General features: G+C 36.9%; 22 protein-coding genes. 20 read left to right on the top strand and 2 right to left on the bottom strand.

All coding sequences use genetic code 11. From position 1 onward, the window contains the following. The first annotated feature begins 127 nt into the window (after window positions 1-127). The 17 genes from H3T43_RS08705 to H3T43_RS08625 all read left to right on the top strand — a co-directional run bounded on the left by H3T43_RS08705 (window position 128) and on the right by H3T43_RS08625 (window position 20,074). Window positions 128-577, top strand: coding sequence for a DUF3290 domain-containing protein (locus H3T43_RS08705; RefSeq protein WP_045927550.1), 450 nt, complete (start codon window positions 128-130; stop codon window positions 575-577). 13 nt (window positions 578-590) lie between these two features. After that, on the top strand, window positions 591-1,226 hold the full coding sequence (locus tag H3T43_RS08700) for a DUF421 domain-containing protein (protein ID WP_198214002.1): 636 nt from the start codon (window positions 591-593) through the stop codon (window positions 1,224-1,226). 13 nt (window positions 1,227-1,239) lie between these two features. Then, window positions 1,240-2,061, top strand: a complete 822-nt coding sequence (locus H3T43_RS08695) for a Sir2 family NAD-dependent protein deacetylase (protein WP_198214000.1) — start codon at window positions 1,240-1,242, stop codon at window positions 2,059-2,061. Between the two features lie 9 nt (window positions 2,062-2,070). After that, window positions 2,071-3,024: an exonuclease domain-containing protein gene (locus H3T43_RS08690; protein ID WP_198213999.1), complete on the top strand. Its 954-nt coding sequence runs from the start codon at window positions 2,071-2,073 to the stop codon at window positions 3,022-3,024. Between the two features lie 102 nt (window positions 3,025-3,126). Next, window positions 3,127-3,999, top strand: a complete 873-nt coding sequence (locus H3T43_RS08685; protein WP_198213998.1) for a DNA/RNA non-specific endonuclease — start codon at window positions 3,127-3,129, stop codon at window positions 3,997-3,999. 327 nt (window positions 4,000-4,326) lie between these two features. Continuing rightward, a complete protein-coding gene (locus tag H3T43_RS08680) occupies window positions 4,327-5,412 on the top strand; it encodes an ABC transporter ATP-binding protein (protein WP_198213997.1) in 1,086 nt (361 codons plus the stop codon). Then, window positions 5,412-6,278, top strand: coding sequence for a carbohydrate ABC transporter permease (locus H3T43_RS08675; RefSeq protein WP_198213996.1), 867 nt, complete (start codon window positions 5,412-5,414; stop codon window positions 6,276-6,278). The genes H3T43_RS08680 and H3T43_RS08675 overlap by 1 nt, the downstream gene beginning before the upstream one ends. Further along, window positions 6,279-7,103, top strand: coding sequence for a carbohydrate ABC transporter permease (locus tag H3T43_RS08670; RefSeq protein ID WP_198213995.1), 825 nt, complete (start codon window positions 6,279-6,281; stop codon window positions 7,101-7,103). Then, the gene (locus H3T43_RS08665) at window positions 7,087-8,382 is read left to right on the top strand and encodes an MBL fold metallo-hydrolase RNA specificity domain-containing protein (RefSeq protein WP_198213993.1); all 1,296 of its coding nucleotides are present in this window, start codon (window positions 7,087-7,089) and stop codon (window positions 8,380-8,382) included. The genes H3T43_RS08670 and H3T43_RS08665 overlap by 17 nt, the downstream gene beginning before the upstream one ends. A gap of 49 nt (window positions 8,383-8,431) precedes the next feature. Next, window positions 8,432-9,742, top strand: coding sequence for an extracellular solute-binding protein (locus H3T43_RS08660; protein WP_198213991.1), 1,311 nt, complete (start codon window positions 8,432-8,434; stop codon window positions 9,740-9,742). Window positions 9,743-10,008: 266 nt separating this feature from the next. Continuing rightward, a complete protein-coding gene (locus H3T43_RS08655) occupies window positions 10,009-11,310 on the top strand; it encodes an extracellular solute-binding protein (RefSeq protein ID WP_198213988.1) in 1,302 nt (433 codons plus the stop codon). A gap of 135 nt (window positions 11,311-11,445) precedes the next feature. Further along, window positions 11,446-12,363, top strand: coding sequence for a magnesium transporter CorA family protein (locus tag H3T43_RS08650; RefSeq protein ID WP_034978790.1), 918 nt, complete (start codon window positions 11,446-11,448; stop codon window positions 12,361-12,363). A gap of 14 nt (window positions 12,364-12,377) precedes the next feature. Further along, window positions 12,378-13,301 carry a serine hydrolase gene (locus H3T43_RS08645; RefSeq protein WP_198213986.1) on the top strand — a complete coding sequence of 308 codons (924 nt, stop codon included), beginning with the start codon at window positions 12,378-12,380 and terminating at the stop codon, window positions 13,299-13,301. Between the two features lie 161 nt (window positions 13,302-13,462). Continuing rightward, window positions 13,463-14,050: a TetR/AcrR family transcriptional regulator gene (locus H3T43_RS08640; RefSeq protein ID WP_045927562.1), complete on the top strand. Its 588-nt coding sequence runs from the start codon at window positions 13,463-13,465 to the stop codon at window positions 14,048-14,050. After that, a complete protein-coding gene (locus H3T43_RS08635) occupies window positions 14,043-17,075 on the top strand; it encodes an MMPL family transporter (protein ID WP_198213984.1) in 3,033 nt (1,010 codons plus the stop codon). Before H3T43_RS08640 ends, H3T43_RS08635 begins: the two co-directional genes overlap by 8 nt. 324 nt (window positions 17,076-17,399) lie before the next feature. Continuing rightward, a complete protein-coding gene (locus tag H3T43_RS08630; RefSeq protein WP_198213982.1) occupies window positions 17,400-18,959 on the top strand; it encodes an ATP-binding cassette domain-containing protein in 1,560 nt (519 codons plus the stop codon). 95 nt (window positions 18,960-19,054) lie between these two features. Beyond that, complete coding sequence (locus H3T43_RS08625) at window positions 19,055-20,074, top strand: zinc ribbon domain-containing protein (protein ID WP_198213980.1); 1,020 nt, start codon at window positions 19,055-19,057, stop codon at window positions 20,072-20,074. Between the two features lie 75 nt (window positions 20,075-20,149). On the opposite strand, the gene H3T43_RS08620 is transcribed toward H3T43_RS08625, so the two are convergent. Beyond that, window positions 20,150-21,526 (bottom strand): NAD-dependent succinate-semialdehyde dehydrogenase, encoded by a 1,377-nt coding sequence (locus H3T43_RS08620; protein ID WP_198213978.1) that lies wholly within the window; start codon window positions 21,524-21,526, stop codon window positions 20,150-20,152. Between the two features lie 123 nt (window positions 21,527-21,649). Continuing rightward, on the bottom strand, window positions 21,650-22,432 hold the full coding sequence (locus tag H3T43_RS08615) for an alpha/beta hydrolase (RefSeq protein WP_198213976.1): 783 nt from the start codon (window positions 22,430-22,432) through the stop codon (window positions 21,650-21,652). Between the two features lie 196 nt (window positions 22,433-22,628). Here H3T43_RS08615 and H3T43_RS08610 point away from each other — a divergent pair, with 196 nt between their 5' ends. The 3 genes from H3T43_RS08610 (at window position 22,629) to serS (ending at window position 25,403) form a co-directional block, all read left to right on the top strand. Next, window positions 22,629-23,234 carry a TVP38/TMEM64 family protein gene (locus tag H3T43_RS08610; RefSeq protein WP_034978773.1) on the top strand — a complete coding sequence of 202 codons (606 nt, stop codon included), beginning with the start codon at window positions 22,629-22,631 and terminating at the stop codon, window positions 23,232-23,234. Beyond that, window positions 23,234-23,764, top strand: coding sequence for a GNAT family N-acetyltransferase (locus H3T43_RS08605; RefSeq protein WP_198213974.1), 531 nt, complete (start codon window positions 23,234-23,236; stop codon window positions 23,762-23,764). Before H3T43_RS08610 ends, H3T43_RS08605 begins: the two co-directional genes overlap by 1 nt. A gap of 331 nt (window positions 23,765-24,095) precedes the next feature. Then, window positions 24,096-25,403, top strand: coding sequence for a serine--tRNA ligase (gene serS / locus H3T43_RS08600; RefSeq protein WP_198213972.1), 1,308 nt, complete (start codon window positions 24,096-24,098; stop codon window positions 25,401-25,403). Window positions 25,404-25,771: the final 368 nt, after the last annotated feature.

The following is a 25,771-nucleotide window of genomic DNA, read 5'->3' as shown; positions in this document are numbered from 1 at the left end:
GCTTCTGGGAGGAATTAAATGTTTTAGCTATATTTGGTAATAATTAAGGTAGTTAATATGAAATTTCTTAAAAAGTATTGACTACAGTAAAATAGAATAAATTGTTTTTTATAGAGGTAATTATGTCATGACTTTTTACACACTTAAATATATTGAGCAAAATCAAAATACAAGTAAAACCATTCTCTATGTACTGATTGCGGTTGCGGCTTTAACGATGATTGCTTTTACAGTTCTTTATCTCAGGCATAGATTCGATACGCGCTACCGAGACCTGGGCATTATTGCACTTTTGTTTTTGCTTTTATTTATGGGAACACAATACGAAAAATACGTGCAAACCAATGTGGTAAAATCCCAATCCGAGCAGATTGCGCCTTTTATTAAATCAGTTGCTAAAGATCATAAGGTTCCGGTTTCGGACGTCATGGTTAGTTCTACAACTTTGCAAAACGGTCTAATTGTCAGAGTTGATTCCAAAGACATTGACTATCAACTGGAACTAAATGACGATAACAATTCATATTCTTTAAAGCAGGCCCACGTGATTAACCACACGGTCGACGTAAAGAATTAGGAGGAAAATAATAATGAATTATACGCAGCTTTTTATTAAATTCGTATTAGGTGTGTTAACTTTAATTTTTCAAATAAATGTGTTTGGCAAGAGCAATATTGCTCCCACAACGGCTCTGGATCAACTGCAAAACTATGTTTTGGGTGGTATTATAGGAGGCGTTATTTATAATGCCAATATTTCCGTATTACAGTTTTTGCTGGTTTTGATTGTCTGGACTTTAGTGGTCTTTATCCTAAAATTTGCCAGAGAGCACAGCAACTTTATTCGCAGCCTAATTGATGGCAAACCAATTCAAATAATTAAAAATGGTCAAGTTTTGCCTCGAAATTGTTTATCTGCTGGACTTTCAGCTAATGAATTAATGTTTAAATTGCGCAGTCAAGGAATTTATTCTGTTGATAAAGTGAAAAACTGTATTTTTGAAAAGAACGGTCAATTAACGGTAATTAAAAAAGATGAGAAGAATGTACGTTTTCCGTTAATTAATGATGGTCAAATCAACCAAGATGTGCTTGAATCTATTAATAAGGATGAAGACTGGCTAAAAGAGCAGGTCAAACAAGCTGGTTATGATGATACTGGTGATATTTTCTTAGGAGAATTTGAAGATGGCCAAGTTTCATTTACTGGTTATAATCAAAAATAGAAAAGGTAATTAAATGGAAAATTTGAATAAGGCACGACAGTTAGTGCAAAATGCTGATACTGTGATAGTGGTTGCCGGTAATGGCTTAGCTAAAACTGAAGGACTTGACCTTTTGGGTCAGGAAGATTTTGAACGTGATTTTCCCACTATTGTTCAAAAATATGATGTTCATTCAGTAGGATATGCTCTTGATGAGCACAAGCTTTCATGGGCTGAGAAATGGCAGTTATGGTCAAACCTTATTCAAAGGTATTCACTTGATTATCATCCTAGTAAAACATTGCAAAAACTGAAGCAATTAATTGATGACAAGCAGTATTTTATTGCTACCTCTGCATTTGGTCACTTTTTTGAAACTGCCGGCTTTAATGAAAACCGCATTTTTAATGTGTTTGGCGACTGGACTAAAGCGCAGTGTTCCAGCGGCATCAATCATGGACTTAAGAATTGTCAGTCTGTCGTTCAAAAGATTGCTGGGAAAAAGCCCGATACCAACATAGAAGAATTGGTACCAAAATGTGATGTATGTGGTCAGCCACTGGAAATACATATGCCACTTAATGAGCATTTTTATCCAGATACTGAAGCTAACACTCGTTTCCGCTGGTTTTTAACCGGTAATGAAGATAAAAACACTGTTTTTTTGGAATTAGGAGTTGACGAAACGAGCCCGCAATTACGGGAACCAATTGAACATTTGGTAGCAGAATTTCCGCAATGGTCCTATGTGGCTGCTGACTTCAAGCAGGAAAATTTATTACCGGAAATTCAAGAACGCAGCGCTGGTACAAACGCGGATGCAGCAAGTTTAATCAATAATTTGGTGATGGAGTAGCTGATTTCAATGAGTATTTACGTAAAAAATGGCGTACTGCATGTTTCTGGCGTTCAAGATAAGATCCGGGGCAAGGGTCAGGAATGGCCTGACTTCATTTCCGACTACACTATGCTCGATATTGAAACTACGGGTTTAAACCCATATCGTGATCATGTAACTGAACTTGGTGCAGTTAAAGTGCGTGCTAACAAAGTGGTAGATGAGTTTAGTCAACTGGTTGTTTATCCACGGTCAAATCATGTGCCGAGTTTTATCACTAAGTTAAATTGTATTACTGAAGAACTGCTTCTTAAAGAAGGAAAACCGGTAAAAGAGGCAATGACGGCTTTTCGCAAGTTTATTGGTGACGATATTATCATTGGCTATAACGTCAATTTCGATCTCAATTTTTTGTATGATTTAGCACGAAAATTTCATTTGCCGGAGCTTAGTAACGATTATGTCGATGTGTTGCGTTTAGCTCGAGTATATTATCCGCAGCAGCACAATCGCTTGCTTGACTGCATTCAGCGCGCAGGAATTGCACAAGTAGAACAGCATCATGGTCTGGAAGATTCCCTTGATACTAAAAAAGTTTATGATGATTTTCGCCAGCATTTTACGCCAGAACTATTGCAAAAAGCACAAGGCAAACTGAAAAACATTGATTTGCTGGAGGAAGAACTGGAAGTCTGGGAATTAGGATTTCGTAATCCGGTTAATAATAAAAAGATTGCTTTTGCTCCTGAGGTGGAAATAAACGGCACTGAAGCTGCTCAAATGGTTAATAATATGAATGGCATAGCCCAAACTGGTGTCAAAGCTGATACAGATTATTTAATTATGAGTGATGATGGCTTTTTCAGTAAAAATAATCCGGAAGCATTGAAGGCAAAAGAATTTAATCATGCAGGCAGCAAGATTAAGCGCTTGTCTGAAAGCTATTTTTTGAATATGCTGGATGAATGGGCCAGAAGTTAAAATTAGAGGCAAGGGATCATTGACCTTGCTTTTTTATTGTTCCTGTTGCAAACAACAGTTCGATTAGCTATACTTAATTATTATTAAAAAGGAGCAATGTGAATGGCACGCAGGAGGAGCAGACGAAAAACTAAAACAACTAATGGCGATTTTTGGGCAATAGTCATTATTATCTTGTTCTTGTTGTGGTTTGTTTCTACTAAAGGTGGCTCAGACCCAAGCGGGCACCAGACAATGAACAGGATCACGCGCAGTGACCGCCAGAAAAGCAATAAAATTGATAAGGCCAAGCCTGCTGCTAAAGTATACGGTGGCTTGTCGCATGAAGACTACCAAAAACTGGCTAATTTAAACTTTAAAAGTGGAAGTTCTTCTTATATTACTGTTAATAATGACCATTCCACGTTAATCAAAAATGCCTGGCGAGTTAATCGGGTTATTTATTCTGATTTGGATAGTTTAAATCGTACATCTCGTTCGAATACAGCCTTTTTACAAAAGCGCAATGTTGCTAACGATAGTTTGAGGGTTCGCCAATTCGTTGAACCAACTGGTTGGCATTATAACCGGCGCAATGGCTCACAAATTTATAATCGTGGACACCTCATTGCGTATTCAGTTTCTGCCGGTATTGACTTTGAAGGCAACTTCAATCCCCGCAATCATTCAGGTGATCAAAATAACCCTAAAAATTTGTTCACACAGTCTGCTTTTTCCAATCAAAGAATTCAAACAATGTTTGAAAGTCGTATTCGTGTTGCTTTAAGGCAAAATAAAAAAGTGATTTATCAAGCTACGCCGATTTTTCGAGGAGACGAATTAATGGCACGTGGTATTAACTTGCAGGCAGTCTCAACTGACGGAGAACTTGATTTTAATGTTTATCTGTTTAACGTTCAGCCTGGTTACTCTTTTAACTATAACAATGGACGAGCCAAAGTAAATCATGAGATTTTTGTGAAAGATAATTACTAACCAGTAGTTGCTGACAAAATCAGCTTTAAAGAATAACCAAATGTTCGGATAAAATAATAGTTAATATATACAGAGATTAAAAAGAGTGGCAGTAACATTTACTGTCGCTTTTTTCTTAAAGCAAAACTTTAAAAAGAGAACAATAAAAGCGATTTCCGGATAATAATTAACAATTTAAACAACAAATACGAATAATTAACTTAAAAGCTTGATTATGATAAGATAATTACGAATTTTAATTAAGCAAATTAGGTTGTGTTCTGACTTTTTTTATCATAAAATTAAGAGAGTAAAAATGAAAAATAAAGATTATAGTGGTGCGATTTAATGGATAACAATAAATTTGTTGAAGTGAAAAACCTGCAAAAAGTTTATGACAATGGTCATGAAGCTATAAAAAACGTCAGCTTTTCCGTTAAAAAAGGAGATTTGGTGTGTTTATTAGGGCCATCCGGTTGTGGAAAAACAACTATTTTAAATATACTGGCTGGTCTGCTTAATCCCACAGAAGGAGACATCTTATTTAATGGCAAGTCGGTGGTAAAGGTTGCACCTAAAGATCGCCATATTGGCTACGTTTTTCAAAACTATGCATTGTATCCTCATATGACTGTTTTGCAAAACGTAATGTTTCCACTTATTGTAGGGGCTAACAAAAAACCTAAAGAAGAAGCCAAAAAGATTGCCACTAAGTACATGGAATTAACGCAGATTACCGAGCTGGCTGATCAAAAGCCTGGCAATTTATCCGGTGGTCAGCAACAAAGAGTGGCAATTGCTCGTGCTTTGGTACAAGAACCTCAAATTCTGCTCATGGATGAACCTTTGAGCAATTTGGATGCCAGACTGCGTTTAAAGATTCGTGAAGAAATTCGTTCATTAGTCAAATCTGTTGGCATTACCACGCTTTTTGTCACTCATGACCAAGAAGAAGCATTGTCTATTGGTGATAAAATCATCCTCTTTAATGATGGTGTTATACAACAAGACGATTTAGGCCAAAACTTTTATTTGGAACCTAATAATTATTTTGTAGCCAATTTTGTCGGCAATCCAGTAATTGATAATTTTAAAATAACTAAAACTGCAAATGAATTAAAGTCAAGCCAATTTACTATAGATCTTGCTGATCTGGAACAGTCTCGTTTTAAACGGGAATTGCCAGATGGTGAGTATATCTTGTCTGTTCGACCTGAAAATATTGTTCCAGATCCTGAGGGTCTTTTCGAGACCACGGTGGATGATATTGAATTAATTGGACGTGAACGTATTCTGAAATTTACATTTGATAATGAGCAGGTTCGTTCACTAATTAACCTTGAAACTCCAATTAAGAGAGGCGATCAAGTTAAACTTAAAATGCGATTAAATCGGGTATTTCTTTTTACACCTGAAGGAGAGCGAGTTTACTAATGAAGACAAATCAAAAAAAGGCTTGGCTTTTTTTAGCACCAACTATTATCTTTGTCACTTTGTTTAGTATTTATCCCATTTTACGTGCTTTTGGTATGAGCTTTCAAAGTGGTTCATTAATTGATTTACACTGGAATGGTTTTAGTAATTATCAGTATATTTTCAACGATCCGGAATTTTGGCTGGCTATCAAGAATACGGTGCTATATGCAATTATTTCAGTACCTATCGGCTTAATAATTTCAATTATGCTGGCATGGATAATTTTTGACAAGGTGAAGCATAAGTCGTTCTTTGAAACAACGTTTTTTATGCCATATGTTACTTCAACAATTGCCATAGGGATTGTTTTCCGTTATATCTTTAATGGTGATTACGGAATGTTGAACTTTTTGCTTAGATGTTTGCATCTGCCTGCTCCTGACTGGATTGATGATCCGGCAATGTCTTTAACTACCATTATTATCTTTGGTATTTGGTCGTCACTGGCTTTTAACATTGTCATATTAATGGGAGCACTGCGTAATATTGACCCGAATTTTTATACAATTGCTGACATGTACGGTGCTAGCGGGCGCGATAAGTTTTGGCGCATTACTATGCCGGAGCTGGTTCCTACTATTGCTTTCTTGCTAACAATGAATGTGATTGGGGCCTTTAAAATCTATACTTCTGTTTACGCACTCTTTAACGGGCAAGCCGGAGTGGGTAATTCGGGAACAACTGCCGTGTTCTACATTTACAATAAGTTCCAAATTGTCGGCACTCCGGGAGTTGCGATGGCGGCAACGGTAATTTTGTTCCTGATAATTCTGTTTGCGACGTTCTTGCAACGGAAAATGATGAAGAAGATAGGAGAGAATTAAATGAAACGAATTCGGCTAGGAGTTTTATTCAGTTACATTATTTTATTTATCTTTGCCATCATTACTGTTTTTCCATTCATTTATATGATTTTAGGTGGTTTGATGAGCTTTCAGGAAACAACTTCTATTCCGCCAACATTAATCCCGCATCATTTTGAGTGGTCTAACTACGCAAAAGTATTTGCCCGCGCACCTTTTGGTCGCTACTTCTTCAATACGGTTTTAACAGCCAGTATCACCACGCTTGTCAGTCTTTTTAATTCATTGCTTGGCGCTTTTGCCATGGTTAACCTGCGCTTTAAGGGCAAGGGTCTAATCCAAATGGTTCTTTTGTCATTATTGATGGTACCTGGTGAAGCAATTATTTTTACTAATTACAATACGATTGCACATATGGGTTTGCTTAATACCTATGTAGGACTGGTCTTGCCATTCCTAACTTCGATTTTCTACATGTATTACTTGCAGAGCTATTTTGGTTCAATCTCAGATACGATTTATAAAGCAGCTATGATTGATGGTGCCAGCGATTGGGATTACATTTGGAAAATTTTAGTACCGATGTCAAAAGGCGGTTTGTTTACAGTTGGTCTTTTAAGTTTCATCTCTGGCTGGAATTCATTTCTCTGGCCGTTACTGGTTACAAATGAAGATACCATGCGTTTGCTAAATAATGGTTTATCTGCCTTTGCATCCGATGCCGGTAGTGAAACGCAATTGCAACTGGCTGCTGCTACCCTGACTGTTTTACCAATTTTAGTCTTGTACCTAATCTTTAGAAAACAGATTATTAAGGGGGTGGTTCGTAATGACCTTAAAGGATAGAACCACCATTACGTTTTACAATGGTTTAAATACTATTGGCGGTCCAATGATGGAGGTGGCATATCACAAATCGCACATTTTGTTTGATTTGGGTGAAGTCTACCGACCTGAGCTCAATTTGCCTGACGAAAATTATCAGACTTTAGTGCAAAATGAGCTGATTGGTGATGTACCGAACTTTTATGATCCCCAACTAACTGGTAAAGCAATTGATCATGGACGTTGGGAATATGCGGCAGCTTATATGTCCCACCTGCACCTTGATCACAGCAAGGCCATGAATTTCTTGGCTCCAGAAATACCTTTGTATGCAGGGTCAATAACAGCTAAGATGTTGCCTGCTTTAAATGAAAAAGGAGACTTTTTGCTGCCTGCTGCCGGACATGAATCGAACTATACACGCCCAATTTTTGCAGCCGAGTATCAAAAGCCAATAGAAATCGGCGATATAACGATGACGGTGTGGCCAAGTGACCACGATGCTTATGGTGCAACTGGTCTGATAGTTAGAACACCAGACTTGGCAATTGCCTATACTGGCGACATTCGTCTTCATGGTTATCATCCTGACTGGGTTAAAAAATTTTTGGCAGCAGCTAAAGACTGTGATGTTTTAATTACTGAAGCAACCGGGTTTTCTTGGCCAGAAGAAAAGCATGAAGAAAATAGCGAAGAATTTACTGGTCCTAAAAATGAAGATGAACTGACTGCCAAATTTGTACAATTGCAAAATGACAACCCTAAGCGGCAAATTACTTTTAATACTTATCCTACCAACGTTGAGCGGCTATTGCGCATTATTTCTGATTCACCGCGTAAAGTTGTTTTGCATGCTGCAAGAGCTCATTTGCTCAAGGAAAGTTTAAATCAAGATTTTCCTTATTATTACTTGCCAGGGGAGCAGAAATTCGTTGATCTGAAACCGGAACTAGCTGTTCATTACGATGATCTGCTAAATGATGATCACGAATTCCTCTGGCAAGCAGTTGCTGATTTCGACCACTTGCAAAAAGGTGGTTTGTATATTCACTCTAATGCAGAGCCATTAGGAGATTTTGACCCAGCATACAAGCCTTTTTTGCAAAATCTCGCTGAGCAAAATATTGAAGTTCAGACGTTGCGTTGTTCTGGTCACGCTGACGAGCAAGAACTAAAACAAATTATTGCTTGGGTTCAACCACCAACACTTATTCCTGTGCACACATTGCATCCGGAGCTGGTGGAAAACCCTTATGGTAACAGGATTTTACCAAAACGTAACCAAACAATTGCGTTTTGATTAATCAAAAAAATGTTGTTTAGTTTTTATATTTGGGAGGTTTAACCAAATGAAGTTTAGTAAAAAGTTAGCCGCTGCGTTTGCTGTTGGTTTAACTCTTGTTGGTACTGCAGCTTGTTCAAATGGCGGAAGCAATTCTAATTCTTCCCCATCTTCAAGTTCAGAAAAAATTGCCAAAGTCAAAAAGACAACCAATATTGTTTTTTGGCATGGTATGACAGGTGTGCAACAATCGACTTTGAAAAAATTGACACAGGAATTTGAAAGCAAAAATCCTAAAATCAAGGTCAAGTTGGAGAATCAAGGTGCTTATAATGACTTACAAGCCAAAATTAATTCAACTTTGCAATCGCCTAATAACTTGCCAACCATTACTCAGGCATATCCTGACTGGCTCTTTAATGCTGCTAGCAAAAACATGCTGGTTGATTTAAAGCCATACATTAACAATAAAGAAGTTGGCTGGGGAAGCAGTAAAGCTTCTGACATCAAGTCTGAACTTCTTGATGGCGCTAAGATTAATGGCAAACAATACGGTATTCCTTTTAACAAATCAATTGAAGTTTTGACTTATAACGCAGACTTGTTAAAGAAATACGGTATTAAAAAAGCTCCTGCAACAATGGATGAACTGAAGAAAGATTCACAAATTATTTATAAAAAGAGTAATCATAAAGTTGTTGGAGCCGGTTTTGACTCATTATCAAATTACTACACTTTAGGCATGAAGAACGAAGGCGTTGACTTCTCAAGTAAAATTGACTTTGCCGGCGATACTTCAAAGAAGGTTATTAATTTTTATGCAGATGGAATCAAAGATGGCTACTTCAGAGTAGCTGGTTCAGAACACTATCTGTCTGGACCATTTGCTAACCAAAAGGTAGCAATGTACATTGGTACTTCTGCTGGTGAAGGCTTTGTTAAACAAGGTGTAGGCAACAAGTTCACTTACGATGTTGCACCTCGTCCAGGTAAATACACTATGTCACAAGGTACTGATATTTACATGTTCAAGCATGCTTCAGCTGACCAAAAGTCTGCAGCATTTACTTACATTAAGTTCTTGACCTCAAAAGCAAGTCAACTTGAATGGGCAAATGCTACTGGTTACATTCCTGTTAACCAGGCTGCTGCTGATTCAGCTGAATACAAGGATACTAAAAAGCTTAAATTGCCAGCTAAACTTGAAGATGCAATGGCAAACTTATACAGTGTGCCAATTATCAAAAATGCTGGTGCTGCATACGGTAATTTGAATCCAGTTATGCAAAATATTTTAGCTGCTGCTCAAAAGAAGCAAAATGTTGATGACGCTATTAAATCGGGCAAAACAAAATTTGATGCTGCTTGGAAGCAATAAAAACTAAATAGCAATTTTTATTAAAGAGCTTGCCATAATAGGCAAGTTCTTTTTTATGCCCAAAATGGAACAAAATAAAGGTCATCTGAAAAATGTTCGGAATATAGCTAACTATAATGATAAATAAAGTAAAATATACAAATAAAGCCGAATTTTTGTGTCTAAATTTATTGTAATCTTGCATTATTTGCTATACAATAAATGAGTATTAATGCTCAAACTATCACTATTGAGCACTTAAAAAATTTTGGAGGAAAAAAGATATCATGAATTTCGGTAAAAAGCTGGCAGCTGTTGCGGCAGCCGGCTTGGCATTAATTGGAACTGCAGCTTGTTCAAAAAGCAACAGTTCATCATCCTCAAGTTCTAAAATACCAAAGGTAACTCAAAAAACTACAGTTGTTTTTTGGCATGGGATGCAGGGCTCTCAGGAAAAAACACTGAAAAGTTTAGCTCAGAATTTTGAAAATAAAAATCCTAAAATAAAAATCAAGCTTGAACAACAAGGTGATTACGATAACTTGCAGTCAAAAATTACTTCGACTCTGCAATCACCTAAAAATTTACCGACAATCACTCAGGCTTATCCTGGTTGGCTTGAAAGTGCCGCTAAGAATAAGATGTTGGTTGACCTTAAACCATACATTAATGATAAAGACGTAGGTTGGGGCAGTGTTGCAGCATCTGGTATTAAAGAAGACATGCTAAATGGTGCGCAAATTAAGGGCACTCAATACGGTATTCCTTTTAACAAGTCAATCGAGGTTTTAATATACAACCCTAAGATGTTTAAGGAGTACGGCATTACCAAAGTACCTGCAACAATGGCCGAGGTTAAGAAGGCTGCACAGACTATTTACCAAAAGAGCAATCATCAAGTAGTTGGTGCCGGTTTTGATGACCTTGATAACTACTACGTTTTGGGTATGAAGAACCAGGGTGAAAATTTCTCCAGTAAAATTGACTTTACTGGTGCTAAATCCAGAAAGTTGCTCAATTATTTTATCGACGGAGAAAAGGCAGGCTACTTTAGAATGCCAGGTTCTGATAAATACTTGTACATTCCATTTACTAACAAAAAATTGGCAATGTTTGTTACATCTTCATCAACTGAAACATGGATCAAACAGGCAGCTAAGAAAGGCTTCAACTATGAAGTTGCAGCTCGGCCAAGCAAATATACAATGTCACAGGGAACCGACATTTATATGTTCAGCCATGCAAGTGCGATGCAGAAAGCCGCTGCTTTCAAATTTATGAAATATCTTTCTTCTAAAGATAGTCAAATTAAGTGGGCTAAAGAAACCGGCTATATTCCGGTTAGTGACAGTGCCACAAAGTCTGATGAATATAAGTCGAATAAAGACTTTAAACTGCCTGCCAAATTGGAAGACATTCTTAATGCCAACTCACTTTACAGTGTTCCTGTAATTAAGGACTCTAGTGCTACATTTAGTCAATTAACCCCAATTATGCAGTCAATCTTATCTGCCGCACAAAAGAACCGTAATGTTGAAAAAGCCATTACAACAGGTAAAAATAAATTTGATGCCGCTTGGAAACAATAGAAATGTGATAAAAATTAAAAAAACAGGTCTTGACCTGTTTTTTTATTTGTCGTTTTTCTCTTCAATGGTAAGATAATATTGGCATATAAAAGCTGGTAGCTACGCCAGCTAAATACAGCGGCCAGGGGTGAAAACGTGATCAAAGAACAAAAGTTTCCAGTAGAAACTAATTATAAATGGTATGATATCAGCAATTTGAGTGAAGAAGACAGTAATAAGCTGCAAATAGATTTTCATTTTACTCCTGACATGATTACCTATATTTCAGACCGACATGAACGACCCCACTATGATTATGATACGCATACGCATATCAATTTGTTGGTTTATGATGTACCTATTTGGCCAACTAAAACCATCAAGCATTTTACAGCCCATCCAGTAACTTTTTTAATATCTGGGCAAAACATCTTTACCTTTCATACTCAATCGACCAGCTATGTGTTTGATGAGTTTAATGATGCTGCTACGAGAAGAGAGCTATCAATGGCACAGGATGTTACTGAACTTTTAATGAAGTTTTTACTATATTCATCGCAGTATTTCCAGCGAGCTGTTACTCAGCTTGATGCAGAACGCAATAGTTTAGATCAAAAACTTTCTGGTGACATTAATAACAAGGACTTGGTAGAGCTGTCCAACATTGAGAAAAGTCTGGTGTATTTGTCTAGCTCAATTCAGACCAACCTAATGATGCTGCACAGTTTAAAAATGTCTCAGTTGAACTTTACCAAGCCTGGACGTGAACGATTGGATGATGTTTTAATTGAATCAAATCAATCTGCAGAAATGGTAAAAATTTCGCAACAGGTAACCCAAACTTTGTCTGCAACTTCTAATAACATGATGAACAATAATCTAAATGATACGATGAAGTTCCTTACAGTCTGGTCTTTGGTTTTAACCATTCCCACAATTTTAACCGGCTTTTATGGTATGAACGTCAGCCTCCCGGTTGGACACAGCTCGTCTGACTGGATTGCTATTACTGTAATAACGATCTTTTTGATGGTATGGCTGATTGTGCTAATGAAACGACATCACTTCTTTTAAACTGAGGCAAATAAATGAAAAATAAAGTTTTGATAGGCTCATTAATCACAGCACTTATTGCTTTTATGCTCTATTCTGTCAATCTTAAAAAAGTAGAGAACAGCAGCCTGAAAATTGTGAGTCAAGGACAGGAACAAGTTGTCAAAAATAAAAAAGGAAAAAACTCTGCCCGTGAACCAAAAATTGCGACTATGGAGTATCCAAATCACATTAAAATTGCTTCCGGCAGTGAGAAAAAATGGGCTGAAAAAATTGTACAGGTGATGGGAAAGGATCAGAGCTATCAAGTTTGTGTTCAAGATCTCAATAATAATAAATTTGCCCGTGTTTCTAACACTAGCCAAAGACATGGTGTAAATACTATTAGTCGCTTATTTTTGCTTGTTGCTTTAACTTATCAAGAACAAAAAGGGAAGTTAAATATAAATAAAGCTGTCAAAATTAAAAAAGCAGATCACGTTAAAGGTGAAAAGGTCCTTCAAAAAGGAATTGCGTATAATGCAACTTATTTGAAGCAATTAATGATGCAAGGTGACAAAACTGCGGCCAACGCTTTGTTGCGCGTAGTTAAGCCTGCAAAAGTCAACTCAATTATCAGAAGAACTGGCGCTGAAGATACTGCCATTAAAGGAAAACTTTCAGCTAAACCAGCAGCTTATACTACTGCAAATGATTTGAATAAAATTATGGTGAGTCTATATCATGATCAGATTTTAAGCAGACAATATTCCAATCAAGTTTTAGGAGCACTGAATGCTAACAAAACTAAGCCCAAGATTATCCGTAATAGCAAGGGTTTAATTTATGCTATTGGGGATAGTAAAGCCAATGTTGCACTTGTCCAGTCTAATGGTAATGCGTATTGCGTCAGCGTTTGGAGCAATAATGACCATGATTTTGTTAAACTGGGAAAGGCAGTCAACAGCTTTTTTAAATAACATTTTTGACGTATACTTTACCAAATCTTAAATTTTTGGCCCTAATAAAAACTATGTTTTAGGGCTTTTTTATTAATATAAAATAATTTACATCATGTAGATTGTATTCTTCATGTTGTAGTGATATATTATTCAGTATGCTGTCAGAAGGAGGGGTGAAATTGGTTAAAAAAAGAAGCCTTGATTTAGATAAGGTGATTGCGAAGGCGACGGAGCTGATTGGACGAAAGGGACTTTCCGCGACCACTCTGCCGAACCTAGCCAAAGAGTTAGGCGTTCGTTCACAGTCACTTTACCATTATGTTTCAGGTCGAAAGCAATTGTTGTCGCTTGTCGGTGCAAGCAGAATTAAAATTTTAGGTAAAAAATTAGTTGATAATTTGATCGGAATTTCGGGTGAAGAGGCTTTACTTAAATTTGCGGATATCGTCCGTGATTTTATTTTGGACGATCCTGCATTAATTAGTATTCTCTACCATCTGAATGAGTACCAAAAAGACGATGCTATTACTCAAGAAATTTTAAAGATAATAGCTTTGGCTGACAAACTAAATTTGAGAAGTGACAGCACGGTTTCGCTCCATTCCTTAATTGGAGCAGTACTAGGATACGTTTTTTTAGATGTGTCTGATTCATTTACAGAAGAAACTAGTGAAGAGGCTGACCAAGGTTATCATGAATTAATTATTCAATTGGTTCAGCCCAAGAAATTATTGCAAAAAAATAGAAAGGAAAATCAGAGTGCATAAACTAGTAAAAAATCATATTTTCTCGTTAATTGCATGGATTTTAATTTTAATTATTTCTGTTGTGGCTTTGCCGGACGTTACAGGGTTAACCCGTGAGCACTCAAATATTTCCTTACCGTCTGATGTTCAAAGTGAAGTCGCAAAATCAATCCAAAATGATTGGGGTCCTAAACAAAAAGATACCTATCAGATTGCAGTGGTCTTTAATAAGCAAAAGGGCAAACTGACTTCCGATGATAAGAATGCCATTAATGAAACTATTGACAGATTGAAAAATGATCAGGATCAATACGGCATAAAAATGATTTTAGGCCCAGATGATAATATTGCTACTAAGAAAAAGCTGCAGTCAAAGGATAATACAACCTGGATAATGCAGTTGAATGTGGCTAAAAAGCACGGACCGGTTAATGATGTTGAGGCTGAGTTGAATAAAGTAGTCAAAACTGCCGGCATCAGAACTTACGTTACTGGTGCTGATGTTTTACAAAATGCCTTTTCAAATGCTATTCAAGAGGGAATTAAGAAAACAGAAGTAATTACTGTTATCTTTATTTTCATCGTGTTAGTGATTGTCTTCAGGTCACCAATAGTACCCCTGATTTCATTGCTGACTGTGGGGGTTTCCTTTATCACATCGTTTGCGATTGTTACTAACTTAGTTAAATACCAGAACTTCCCGTTTTCTAACTTTACACAAGTCTTTATGATTATTGTGTTATTCGGAATTGGTACGGACTACAACATCCTTTTGTATGACAAGTTCAAAGAAGACCTCGGTAAAGGAATAAATCGCTATGAAGCGATGAATAGTGCCTTAAAAGTCGCTGGTAAAACCATTCTGTATTCCGGTTCTTCAATCTTAATTGGATTTTCGGCACTGAGTTTAGCTAACTTTTCAATTTATCGCTCAGCAGTTGGTGTTGCGGTCGGTGTAGCAGTTTTGTTAATAGTGCTGCTGACACTCAATCCTTTCTTCATGGCTGTTTTGGGAGAAAAAATGTTCTGGCCAGTGAAGAAGTTTACCGGTGAGCATGAAGATAAATTATGGCATGGTATTTCCAAAGCGACACTTGCTCACCCAATTATTTACTTAATTGTATTAGCTGTGGTTGTGCTTCCTTTTGGTCTTATGTATACTGGTCACTTGAATTATGATGACACTGATGAGATTGATAATAGTACTTCAGCTAAAGCAGGGATGCTCGTTGTCGAAGATCACTTTTCAAAAGGGATGGCTGAACCTTCAACACTTTATATTAAGAGTAACCATAAACTTGATAATGAAGCAGATTTGCGGTTAATTGATCAATTAACCAGACAACTCCAGGCATCTGGAGATGTGGCTTTTGTCACTTCTGTAACTCAGCCTTATGGTGAAAGCATTGATCAGCTTTACGTCAATAACCAGTTAAATACTGTCAACCAAGGTGTTGACCAAGCACGTGCAGGTTTAGGTAAATTGAGTAAGGCAAGCAAAAAAGTTACTGCGGGTGCAAGTCAGTTGGCTGATGGAACAAGCCAGTTGCAAAATGGTACTAGTCAACTCCAAGATGGCGCAAGCAAATTGCAAGCTGGTACGGGTAAGCTGCAAAATGGTGCCAGCCGTTTGCAAAATGGTACTGGTCAACTACAAGGTGGTGCAAGTCGTCTGCAGAGCGGAACCCAGCAAATGACCAGTGGCCTTAACCAGTTGAATTCTCAATTGGCAAGTGGCAGTGCTGGTATCGCAAATGCGCAGAAAAATACTAAGGCTGCTTTAGAAAAGAGCTATAAAGCTAACCTATCAAAGAGTATTAATAGTATACCCGGTTTAACTCAGCAACAGAAGTTGGCTGCCATGCAAGCTGCTGGTGCTGCTTTAGAAAAATCATGGGCAGAAGCCTCTGCTTCAATGCCAGATGTATCTGGCCAAATGGGTCAGCTTCAATCTGGTGTCGGCAGATTGACTACTGCTTCTGGTCAATTAAATAGCGGTGCTTCTACTCTAAATGGCGGCATTGGTCAACTTAATTCCAGTGCAGGTCAATTAAGCTCAGGTATTGGTCAAGTTAATTCCAGTACTGGTCAATTAAGCTCAGGCATTGGCCAATTGAATTCCAGTGTTGGTCAACTAAATACTGGTGCAGGGAAATTGGCTTCAAGTACACCTAAGATTACCAATGGGGTAGATGAAGTTAATAGTGGACTTGGTCAAGGTGCAGCTTATCTTAATGGTTTAGCTAGTTCCTCAGCCGCAGATACTTTCTATATCCCGAAGGAATTTATTAAAAACGATACTTTCCAAACCTCAATTAAAAATTACCTGAGTCCTGATAAGAAGTCAGCAATGCTTATGATTGTCTTTAAGTCAAATCCAAGTAGTCTTAAAGCAACCAAGAAGGCGCAAGATTTGAGTTTAATGGCTAAGAAGTCTTTAGCAGGAACCAGACTCAAAAAGGCTACAGTAGCAATGGGCGGAGAGAGTTCTAACATTGCTGACATCAAAGATATTGCCAACAGAGACTTTATTAGAACTGCCGCCATAATGTTGATTGGTATTGGAATTGCCCTCATTTTTGTAACTCGTTCACTTTTGCAACCAGTTTATATCTTGGGTACTCTTTTGATTGCCTACTTCTGTTCATTATCAATTACGGAATGGGTAGTTAAAGCTGCATTAGGCAAATCCATGCTGACCTGGAACACACCGTTCTTTGGCTTCATCATGTTAATTGCCCTGGGCGTTGACTACAGTATTTTCTTAATGACTCGCTATCGTGAACTTGAAGACGGTAAGCCAAGTCAAAGAATGCTCAAGGCCTGTGGCATTATCGGCACAGTTGTAGTTTCAGCTGCTATCATTTTAGGTGGTACTTTTGCTGCGCTAATCCCTTCAGGGATTCCAACTCTGATTGAAGTGGCCTTGGCAGTGATTATCGGACTGATAATCTTGGTCTTTATTATGCCGATCACTTTGTCTGCTGCTGTCAAGTTGACCTATGAAGGTGTTCATTGGCATAAGAATAAGCGTGCTAAAAATTAATTGAACTTAATTAAAAGGTTGAAATTCTCATTCAGAGAGTTTCAGCTTTTTCTGTTAGTGAAATATGTTTTCTGACAGGTTTACAAAAGTTGATTTATTATAGTATAATATTTGTAATTAAATTTTAAGCAGAAAGTAAGGAATACTGGAATGTCAAGACAAGTAAATAATCAGTAAGCTCTCGTTAAAGTTTTAAATAATTAATCACTTTTTTAATTTTGAACCTAACGTAGAGCGAATCACTTTAGCAGATAGAGTAATTTTTGCAATTCAATGAACTGCAGTCTATTTAGTGTATTATGTGTGCACGTTGAGGTTTTATAAGTGGAATTAATTAAAATAGATTATTTACAAATTGGCGTGGCAGCTTCTAAACTGCTGACTGTCTCAAATTTGAGCATCAATTCTGGGCAAAAAATTGGTTTAATTGGCAACAATGGTGCCGGTAAAACAACTTTAATGCGAATACTTGCTCAAGAAAAATTAACAGATTCATTTACTTTTAAAGGTAGGGTTTCCAGCAATTGTAATTTTGCTTATGTTTCACAATTGCTTGATGCTGGGGATAAGAGCGGTGGACAAAGGGAAAAACTGGCTCTCAATAAGGCCATCACACAATTAAAAAATATGCCTAACGGTTTGCTGCTTTTGGACGAACCCACTTCTAATTTGGATATTACGCAGCAACAATGGTTAATAAAGTTAATAAGTAAAAGCAAAATTGCCTGTTTAATTATCAGTCATGACCAGAATTTTTTGAACAAAGTTTGTGATTCAATCTGGTATATTCAAAATAAAGAAGTACACAATTTCTCAGGGACTTATGAAGAGTTTCGCAGCTTTAGCGAAGATCAGCGAAAACGGGCAGAAACGACTTATGAGCAAAATAAAAAGCACCTTGAGCAGTTAAAGAGAAGTTATAATCTGCATTTTAATAAGGCCAGAACTTTCTCTCACAACAAAAAGGGACTTTCCTCATCTGATTGGCGGTCAAAGTCAATGGGAAAACAAAAAACTGTAAATAATGTTATAAGAGCAGGTAAGAATCTCGCCAACCGCATCAATAAGGAAAAAGCAGAAATAAAGAAGCCGCAAATGCATTATGCGATTACCTTAAAAAATGGCAACAATGCAATAACTGATTTATCAATTTCACCTAAAAGCAAGGCATTACGGCTGGAGAAACAGCCAGTTAATGCATATGGTCAAAAGCTGTTTAGCATTACTCAGGAAGCAAATCTTACTTATAGCTCAAAAGTAGTTTTAACTGGGCAAAACGGGATTGGCAAGACTGTTTTTTTGAAAAAAATCAAGAATAGACAGTTAACCGGTTTTTATAATTCTAAATTGAAAATAGGTTATTTTAACCAGAATATTGTTACTAGTCAAACTGATAAAACCCTGCTAGATTCTCTTTTTGCTACCAGTATATTTGATGATAGTTCAACTATGCAGGTTTTAGGTGATCTACATTTACGTCAATACGGACAGCAAAAAATAAGTGATCTTAGCGGTGGGCAGCTGGTGTGTTTCAACTTAGCTAAGATACTTACAGGTCAATATAATTTATTGCTGCTGGATGAACCGACTAACTTTTTAGATATTGCATCGGTTAATGCCTTAGTCGAATTTGTCACTGCTTATCCCTTTGCCATGATTCTCGTCTCGCACGATCAGGCATTTATCAAGCAACTTGAAGCTGTAAAATGGCAAATTAAGGACAGATGCTTAATAACTTCCGCATCCCAAAGGAAAAGGTCTAGAAAAAGCAATGATAATGAATTAGAATTGCTCAAATTCAAGCTTGATCAATTAATGCTTGACTCCCAGACTTCAATTTCTGAAATAAAACGGGTTAAGGAACAAATTCAAAATTTACAATAAAAAGCTGTATTAAAATAGTGATAAAGAGTTTTCCTTATCGCTATTTTTGTTTTATGATTAAGCTATTAATAATTATTGATTAAAGGAAGTTTCTTATGACTACTTGTCCAAACTGTGGCCGTCCCATTAATGATGCGGATGTTACCTGTCCTAACTGCCATTTTGATTTACAAAAATACCGTGAGACTTTTTTCACTGACCAACATCAGAAGGCAAACTATGAAGATGAAGAAGCCGGTAAAAAAATAGCCAGTCGCAAGGTATACCGGCAAGAATTTTATCCGAAAAAGCAAAATTCGGTTATCGAGCGAATGTTGCAATGGATTCATGTTAACAGCATGATTGTTTTTCTATTGGGAATTGCTTTACTAATTCTCATGAGTTTCTCCCGCAGCTTTGGTTGGATTTGCTTTTTTGCATTGCTTGTCTGGCTTTACATTGTTTGCAGTCGTCAAGAAAAAATTGATCGTTATACCGTGGATGAGCGCTTAACACAAAAAATCAATCAATTGGGTTCCAACATGTTCAATGATGTGGCTGAATCGAAAGAAAAAGTTAAATCGAAAAGCAGATTAGCTCAGAAGGGTATGAAATATAAAGAAAATGTTCAGGTAAAGAAGCACTTTACGTATGTGCAGCTTCTAATTGTTTTGGTGGCAGTAATAAACCTGATAGTTTTATTTACTGGATCTGGTGCATCTGTTTTAGACATGACTTACGGTCAAAAAATGTCAATTACCAGGGTTGTCTTTGGACTTGCTGGCAGACTTTTTTCTTCAAATGCCACACTGTTTTCAGGTGTCTTACTTTGTGTAATATGGTTAATAATTGTTTTGATTCCGCTATTTATCATTTATCACACGTTGAAAGATTCTAAAAAGAGCAGGTTGATCGCATTTTTACTTTCTTTGATTGAAACTATTTTTCTAATTTACATCATTTATAGAATGTCTAATAGTACACTGTCTAATCATGGTATTTTACACAGCATTACCAGTCAACTGCTTTTATACGCAGTTTCAATTGGCGCTTCAACTTATTTCTTAATTTTAGCTAGCGTGATGACGACTGGACTGACAGGGTATAATTTATTTCGTCACCGTCAAAAGCAATAATAAAAAGCTGATAAATCAACGTTCTTATATAGTAACGCAGTTTATCAGCTTTTTAATTTATGTCTTAGTGATGAGTTATTTGGTTGGCATTGATATTACTAAGTGCTGGTTTACGAATGCCATCAAACCTAAATCACTAAGTTCACGACCATAGCCAGACTTCTTAACACCACCAAATGGTAATTCACCGGAACTAATCCATGTGCCGTTGATTACGCTCATACCAGTTTCAATTTGTGCAGCTACATTTTGAGCACGCTTAATGTTGGAACTGATAACAGAAGAGCCCAAACCATAACTAGAATCGTTTGCTAAAGCAATAGCGGCGTCTTCATCTTCGACTTCGTAAACAGTAGCAACCGGACCAAAGAACTCCTGGTCAAATGCCGGATTATCACGATCAACATTGGTTAGAATAGTTGGACGGAAGAATGCACCATCTGAATCAATTTCAGGATATTGGTAGAAAATTTTTGCTCCTCCCGCAAGGGCACTATCTAATTGTTTAGTTAGTTTTTCCTTTGCGTTCTGCGAATTCATTGGCGGCAAGGTAGTACTTGGGTCAAGTGGATCTCCAGGCTTCAAACTAGAAAAGACCTCTTTTAATTCATGCAATGTTTCTTCGTAGCGAGACTTAACAACAATAATGCGTTTGGAAGAAGTACATACCTGTCCGTCATTATAAGTTCTGGCTGAACTAAGCGCCTGCTTTAAAACTTCAGGATCAGCGTCATCAAGGATAATGAAGGCATCATTACCTCCAAGCTCCATAGTAGATTTCTTCAGATTTTTACCAGCATTTTCAGCAACTGAAGAACCACCCCGTTCTGAACCAGTCAACGCTACGCCCTGAATTCTAGGATCAGCAATCATTTGATCAAGTTGGTCGTAGCTTGGATACATATTAATCAAACTTCCCTCAGGAGCACCTGCCTGTTTAATAATTTTAGCAATCAAAGCTGCAGAGCCTGGAACATTGTGGGCATGCTTCAAAATAATAGGATTACCAACAATAAAGTTTGGAGCAAATACCCTGATTACTTGATAAAGAGGGAAATTCCATGGCTCACAGGCCATGATCACGCCAGTTGCCTGCTTTAGGTAATATGCATCGCCTAATTTGGAATCAATTGGTTCTGGTTTTAACAATTCAGGACCTTTGTCGGCAAAGTAATCGCAAATAGATACACAAAGATCAACTTCACCTTCAGATTCTCCAATCATTTTGCCCATCTCACGAGTCATGATTTCTGCCATTTCTTTTTTATGCTTGCTTAAACCGTCTGCTACTTTGTGTAATGTTGCTGTTCGGGTTTCAGGGCCTTCATTACGCCACTTGTGGTAAAGTGCATTGGTCAAGTTTAAAGCGTCTTCAATTTGTTCAGCTGTAGGATTGTCATAGCTGGCAAAAGTTTCATTAGTATATGGATTAATAGATTGATATTTAGCCATAATATTATCTCCTTAAATTTTAATCAGGATAGATTTTTCTCAAAATCAATATAAACCGTTTTCATTAATCATTATAGCACATATAGAATATTTTACTAATAATTAGTAAGTAAAAATAAAGATTTATTTTATTGCATTTAAAAGATAAGTTAATGATTCCTCTAAATACTGAGCAGCATAAGTCATTGCATGCCGATTACCCGCTATTAGTTTAAGGTCTATAGCGTGATTATTTTGAGCCAAAAAGTCAATAAAATTAAGTAAATATCTAATAGGTGCCAACTCGTCTGCAGAATTGATCATTAATAATTGTTGTAGATTGCTGTAATCATATGAATCTGCGTCAATCCTTTTTAACGCCATTTCATCTTCAGAGCCTGCATATGCTAAAGTAAAATATTTATAAAAAGCGTTGTTAATATCATGTTGGTTGCTCAGGCCTAGTTCTTTATGACCATCAACTGCAGGTATGACGTTCTGGTGGTCTTTCATCCAAGCAGAATAACTGACAGGAGCAGACCATGTCACTGTTGGGAAACCATACTTGCCTGCAATATTTAGTGCCATGGTGCCACCACTGCTGGCACCAATTTGAGTAATGTCAACTTTTTTATTAATTACATAATCGCTTTGCATTAGCCATTTAACAAAGTTAATACTGTCTTGGTGTGCGGCTGGAAAAGTATGCTGTGGAGCAAGAGAATAGTTAGGTGCAAAAACAGTAAAACCTTTATCAGAAATTTTTTGACATAAGTCTTTAATACTGTTTTTATCTCCCCGAAACCAGCCACCACCATGCCAAAACAGCAATATTTTGTCACCAAAACCGACTTTGTCCGGCTTATAAATATCTGCCTTAAGTTTTCTTTGTTCATCATAAGTGACATCATTGATAATTTCTGCCATCCGATTTTCCTCCCAAAAATTGTATTTTTAATATCCATTATAATGTAATTAAAGGTCGGTTTTTGCTAAAAACCCAATTTGTTTTTACTTTAAGAAAAAATAATTAAAAAATTTTAATTATTATTATTTAATGACTTAAAAAGTAATCACTATGCTTATTTTTTGGTAAAATTAGGCTTAACATTGGAGGTAAGCTATGCATCTGTCTGCTAAAGCTAGTCGAAGACTGATTAATATCTTGACCGTTGTCAGCGGGATTATTATCATTTTGTTATGTATATATTGGTATAGATTGGGAATATTTACCAGTCAAGCCAAAATGAAAGCATATTTGGCTGACAAGAAAATAATCGGACCGATTATTTTTGTTTTGATTCAGATAATTCAGGTTGTTATTCCTATTATTCCTGGTGGCGTTTCACTTTTGGGTGGAGTTATTTTCTTTGGACCTGTAGCTGGTTTTATTTACAACTACGTGGGAATTTGTATTGGATCAATTATTGACTTCTTTTTAGCACGTTTTTACGGCAGACCTTTTATTCTTCATATTGTCTCTGAAAAAACTCTTGATAAATATATGAAGTGGACTAAAAACCAGCGGAAATTCAACTGGTTTTTTGCAATCTGCATTGTGGCTCCAATGGCACCAGATGATGTTTTATGTCTTTTGGCAGGTTTAACTGATATGAAATTTTGGACCTATTTTTGGATTATCATATTGGGCAAACCCTGGACTATTGCAGCATACAGTTTTGCGCTGGAATTTGGCATGGACTGGCTGCTTAGATTGACTGGTCATTAATGGACAGCCGAATTTATTTGCGTCCTTTTAAACTATCAGATGCACCTACTTTGCTGAAATGGGGACAAGATCAATATTATCGACGTTTAGCTGGTTTTGAACATTATCACAATCTGGCGGAAGCTGAGGTTGCTGCAGGAAAGTATGCCGCAAGAAAGTATAGTTATGCAATTTGTCTTAGAAATACCCAGCAATTAATTGGCTTAGCTGAACTATATAATAGAGGGACAAGCGAAGAAGAATTATTACATACCAAGGAAATTGGTTTTTTACTTGATAAAAAATTTTCTGGTCAAGGTTATATGACTGAAGCCTTAAATTTACTTTTAAATTATGCGTTTAAAAAGCTCAATCAATCTGAAATTTGGGCTGGAACTTTTAAAAATAATTTTCGCTCACAAAGTTTACTTACTCGACTTGGCTTTAAATATATTTATTCAGTTGATATGAGTATGGTAAGTACACTATTTCGATATCAGGAAGATTATTTTTTGCTGAAAAAGGCAGACTGGCTTAAAAGAGAAAAGTGATTTAAATTTGAGAAAATATTTTTTAAAAATAATTATAAAAACATTAAATATTGTTTGCTAAAAAAAGCATAATAGCTTAAAATAATATCCAAACACGGAATCCTCAGACTGATTCAGAGAGTTCGCATCTTGGTGCAAGCGAATAGATGTCGTTTCCAGATTCCATTAATGTGGGTAATTAATAATTACACGGCACGCGGCATCGTTATCGCCGATTTAATGAAGTGCAGCTAAATATTTAGCTGAAACTGGGTGGTACCGCGAAGCCATGTATGAGCCAATTCGTCCCAATCTTGTGGGATGAGTTGGCTTTTTTTGTGGAGGTAAAAAGATGCTGGATATAAAGGTGATTCGCGAGAATCTTGACTGGGCCAAGGATAAGCTTGGCAGACGTGGCGTTAAGCCGGAAGAGCTTGATGAACTGGTTAAAATTGATGCCGATCGGCGTGAAGAATTGAACCGCAGTGAACAATTAAAAGCTGAACGCAATACAGTTTCAAAGAAAATTGCGGAAATTAAAAGAAACAAAGAAGATGCTTCTGCTGCAGTTAAAAAAATGCGTGAAGTAGGACAGGAAATTAAGGAACTTGATGATAAAGTTGCTGAATTGACTGAAAAGCAAGATTACATCTTGTTAAGACTGCCTAATTTCCCGGACGATTCTGATCCAATTGGACCTGATGAAAGTTATAATGAAGAAGTTCGCAAGTGGCATGAACCGACTAAGTTAGCCTTTAAGCCTAAGGCACATTGGGATATTGGTACTGATCTTGATATTTTGGATTGGGACAGAGGAGCTAAAGTTTCTGGTGCTCGTTTTGTCTATTATAAAGGTGCTGGTGCTTTACTTGAGCGGGCTGTTTTTAACTTCTTCTTAGATGAAAACACTAAAGAAGGCTATACCGAAATAATTCCGCCATATTTGGTTAACGATGAATCAATGCAGGGCACTGGACAATTTCCTAAATTCCGTGAAGATGTGTACACCATTGTTGATAACGACAACCCTGACAAGCCACGTGATTTAACTTTGATTCCAACTGCTGAAGTTCCGCTTGTTAACTATTTCCGTGACGAAATTATTCATGGTGAGAAGCTGCCAATCAATGTAACTGCATTGTCTCCAGCATTTAGAAGTGAAGCTGGTTCAGCTGGACGTGATACTCGCGGGCTGATTAGAATGCATGAATTTAGAAAAGTTGAAATGGTTAAAATTTGCAAGCAGGAAGATTCTTGGGATGAATTAGAGAAACTAACTCATAATGCTGAGCACTTGTTGCAAAAACTTGATTTACCATACCACGTTGTAGCTTTGTCTACTGGGGATGCCAGTTTTACCAGTGCCAAAACATATGACTTGGAAGTTTGGATGCCAGCCCAAGATAAGTATCGTGAAATTTCCAGTTGCTCAAATTGTACTGACTTTCAAGCTCGTCGTGCGCAAATTCGCTACCGTGATGATGATGGCAAACTGCATTTGGCACATACTCTTAACGGCTCCGGATTAGCTGTTGGTAGAACTGTGGCCGCAATTTTAGAAAACTATCAAAATGAAGATGGAACAGTTACCGTACCTGAAGTTTTGGTTCCTTATATGAATGGAATGACAAAGATTACTAAGGAAGAAACTTTGATTTAATAAGTAGTACTTCGTTATGATTTCGCAGGTTGAATAAACTTGCGAAATTTTTTTGCCCAAATTTTTGTTAATAAAAGTGTCTAAAATGACTAAATTACGAATAATTGGTTAATTGGTCTAGTCTAAAAAGTAAAAAAACTGGTCTGACAGGTATTAGTGAAAACTAATTTGAAATCAATTTTACTTAAATAACGAACAAAATGATTAATTTGACGAATGAATACAAAAAGAGTAAGGTATTACATGTGTCTGAGCGAGTTACGACAAATAACAAGTTCAACATAAATCGAGCAAAAGCAGTTGACAAAAACGAGCTGCTTTAGTAAGATAATAAACGCTGTCGGGGGAAGACGGCAAAAAGCTCCCAG

The sequence above is a fragment of the Lactobacillus sp. M0396 genome (assembly GCF_016101625.1).
Taxonomy (GTDB): Bacteria; Bacillota; Bacilli; order Lactobacillales; family Lactobacillaceae; genus Lactobacillus; species Lactobacillus huangpiensis.
The sequence above is the reverse complement of the archived record's forward strand: the minus strand, read 5'-3'. Positions and strand labels throughout refer to the sequence as shown.

What these genes read in the sequence shown, in the direction of transcription:
- H3T43_RS08705 (WP_045927550.1), top strand. Translation starts at nt 128, where the DNA reads ATGACTTTTTACACACTTAAATATATTGAGCAAAATCAAAATACAAGT.
- H3T43_RS08700 (WP_198214002.1), top strand. Translation starts at nt 591, where the DNA reads ATGAATTATACGCAGCTTTTTATTAAATTCGTATTAGGTGTGTTAACT.
- H3T43_RS08695 (WP_198214000.1), top strand. Translation starts at nt 1,240, where the DNA reads ATGGAAAATTTGAATAAGGCACGACAGTTAGTGCAAAATGCTGATACT.
- H3T43_RS08690 (WP_198213999.1), top strand. Translation starts at nt 2,071, where the DNA reads ATGAGTATTTACGTAAAAAATGGCGTACTGCATGTTTCTGGCGTTCAA.
- H3T43_RS08685 (WP_198213998.1), top strand. Translation starts at nt 3,127, where the DNA reads ATGGCACGCAGGAGGAGCAGACGAAAAACTAAAACAACTAATGGCGAT.
- H3T43_RS08680 (WP_198213997.1), top strand. Translation starts at nt 4,327, where the DNA reads ATGGATAACAATAAATTTGTTGAAGTGAAAAACCTGCAAAAAGTTTAT.
- H3T43_RS08675 (WP_198213996.1), top strand. Translation starts at nt 5,412, where the DNA reads ATGAAGACAAATCAAAAAAAGGCTTGGCTTTTTTTAGCACCAACTATT.
- H3T43_RS08670 (WP_198213995.1), top strand. Translation starts at nt 6,279, where the DNA reads ATGAAACGAATTCGGCTAGGAGTTTTATTCAGTTACATTATTTTATTT.
- H3T43_RS08665 (WP_198213993.1), top strand. Translation starts at nt 7,087, where the DNA reads ATGACCTTAAAGGATAGAACCACCATTACGTTTTACAATGGTTTAAAT.
- H3T43_RS08660 (WP_198213991.1), top strand. Translation starts at nt 8,432, where the DNA reads ATGAAGTTTAGTAAAAAGTTAGCCGCTGCGTTTGCTGTTGGTTTAACT.
- H3T43_RS08655 (WP_198213988.1), top strand. Translation starts at nt 10,009, where the DNA reads ATGAATTTCGGTAAAAAGCTGGCAGCTGTTGCGGCAGCCGGCTTGGCA.
- H3T43_RS08645 (WP_198213986.1), top strand. Translation starts at nt 12,378, where the DNA reads ATGAAAAATAAAGTTTTGATAGGCTCATTAATCACAGCACTTATTGCT.
- H3T43_RS08625 (WP_198213980.1), top strand. Translation starts at nt 19,055, where the DNA reads ATGACTACTTGTCCAAACTGTGGCCGTCCCATTAATGATGCGGATGTT.
- H3T43_RS08620 (WP_198213978.1), bottom strand. Translation starts at nt 21,526, where the DNA reads ATGGCTAAATATCAATCTATTAATCCATATACTAATGAAACTTTTGCC.
- H3T43_RS08615 (WP_198213976.1), bottom strand. Translation starts at nt 22,432, where the DNA reads ATGGCAGAAATTATCAATGATGTCACTTATGATGAACAAAGAAAACTT.
- H3T43_RS08610 (WP_034978773.1), top strand. Translation starts at nt 22,629, where the DNA reads ATGCATCTGTCTGCTAAAGCTAGTCGAAGACTGATTAATATCTTGACC.
- H3T43_RS08605 (WP_198213974.1), top strand. Translation starts at nt 23,234, where the DNA reads ATGGACAGCCGAATTTATTTGCGTCCTTTTAAACTATCAGATGCACCT.
- serS (WP_198213972.1), top strand. Translation starts at nt 24,096, where the DNA reads ATGCTGGATATAAAGGTGATTCGCGAGAATCTTGACTGGGCCAAGGAT.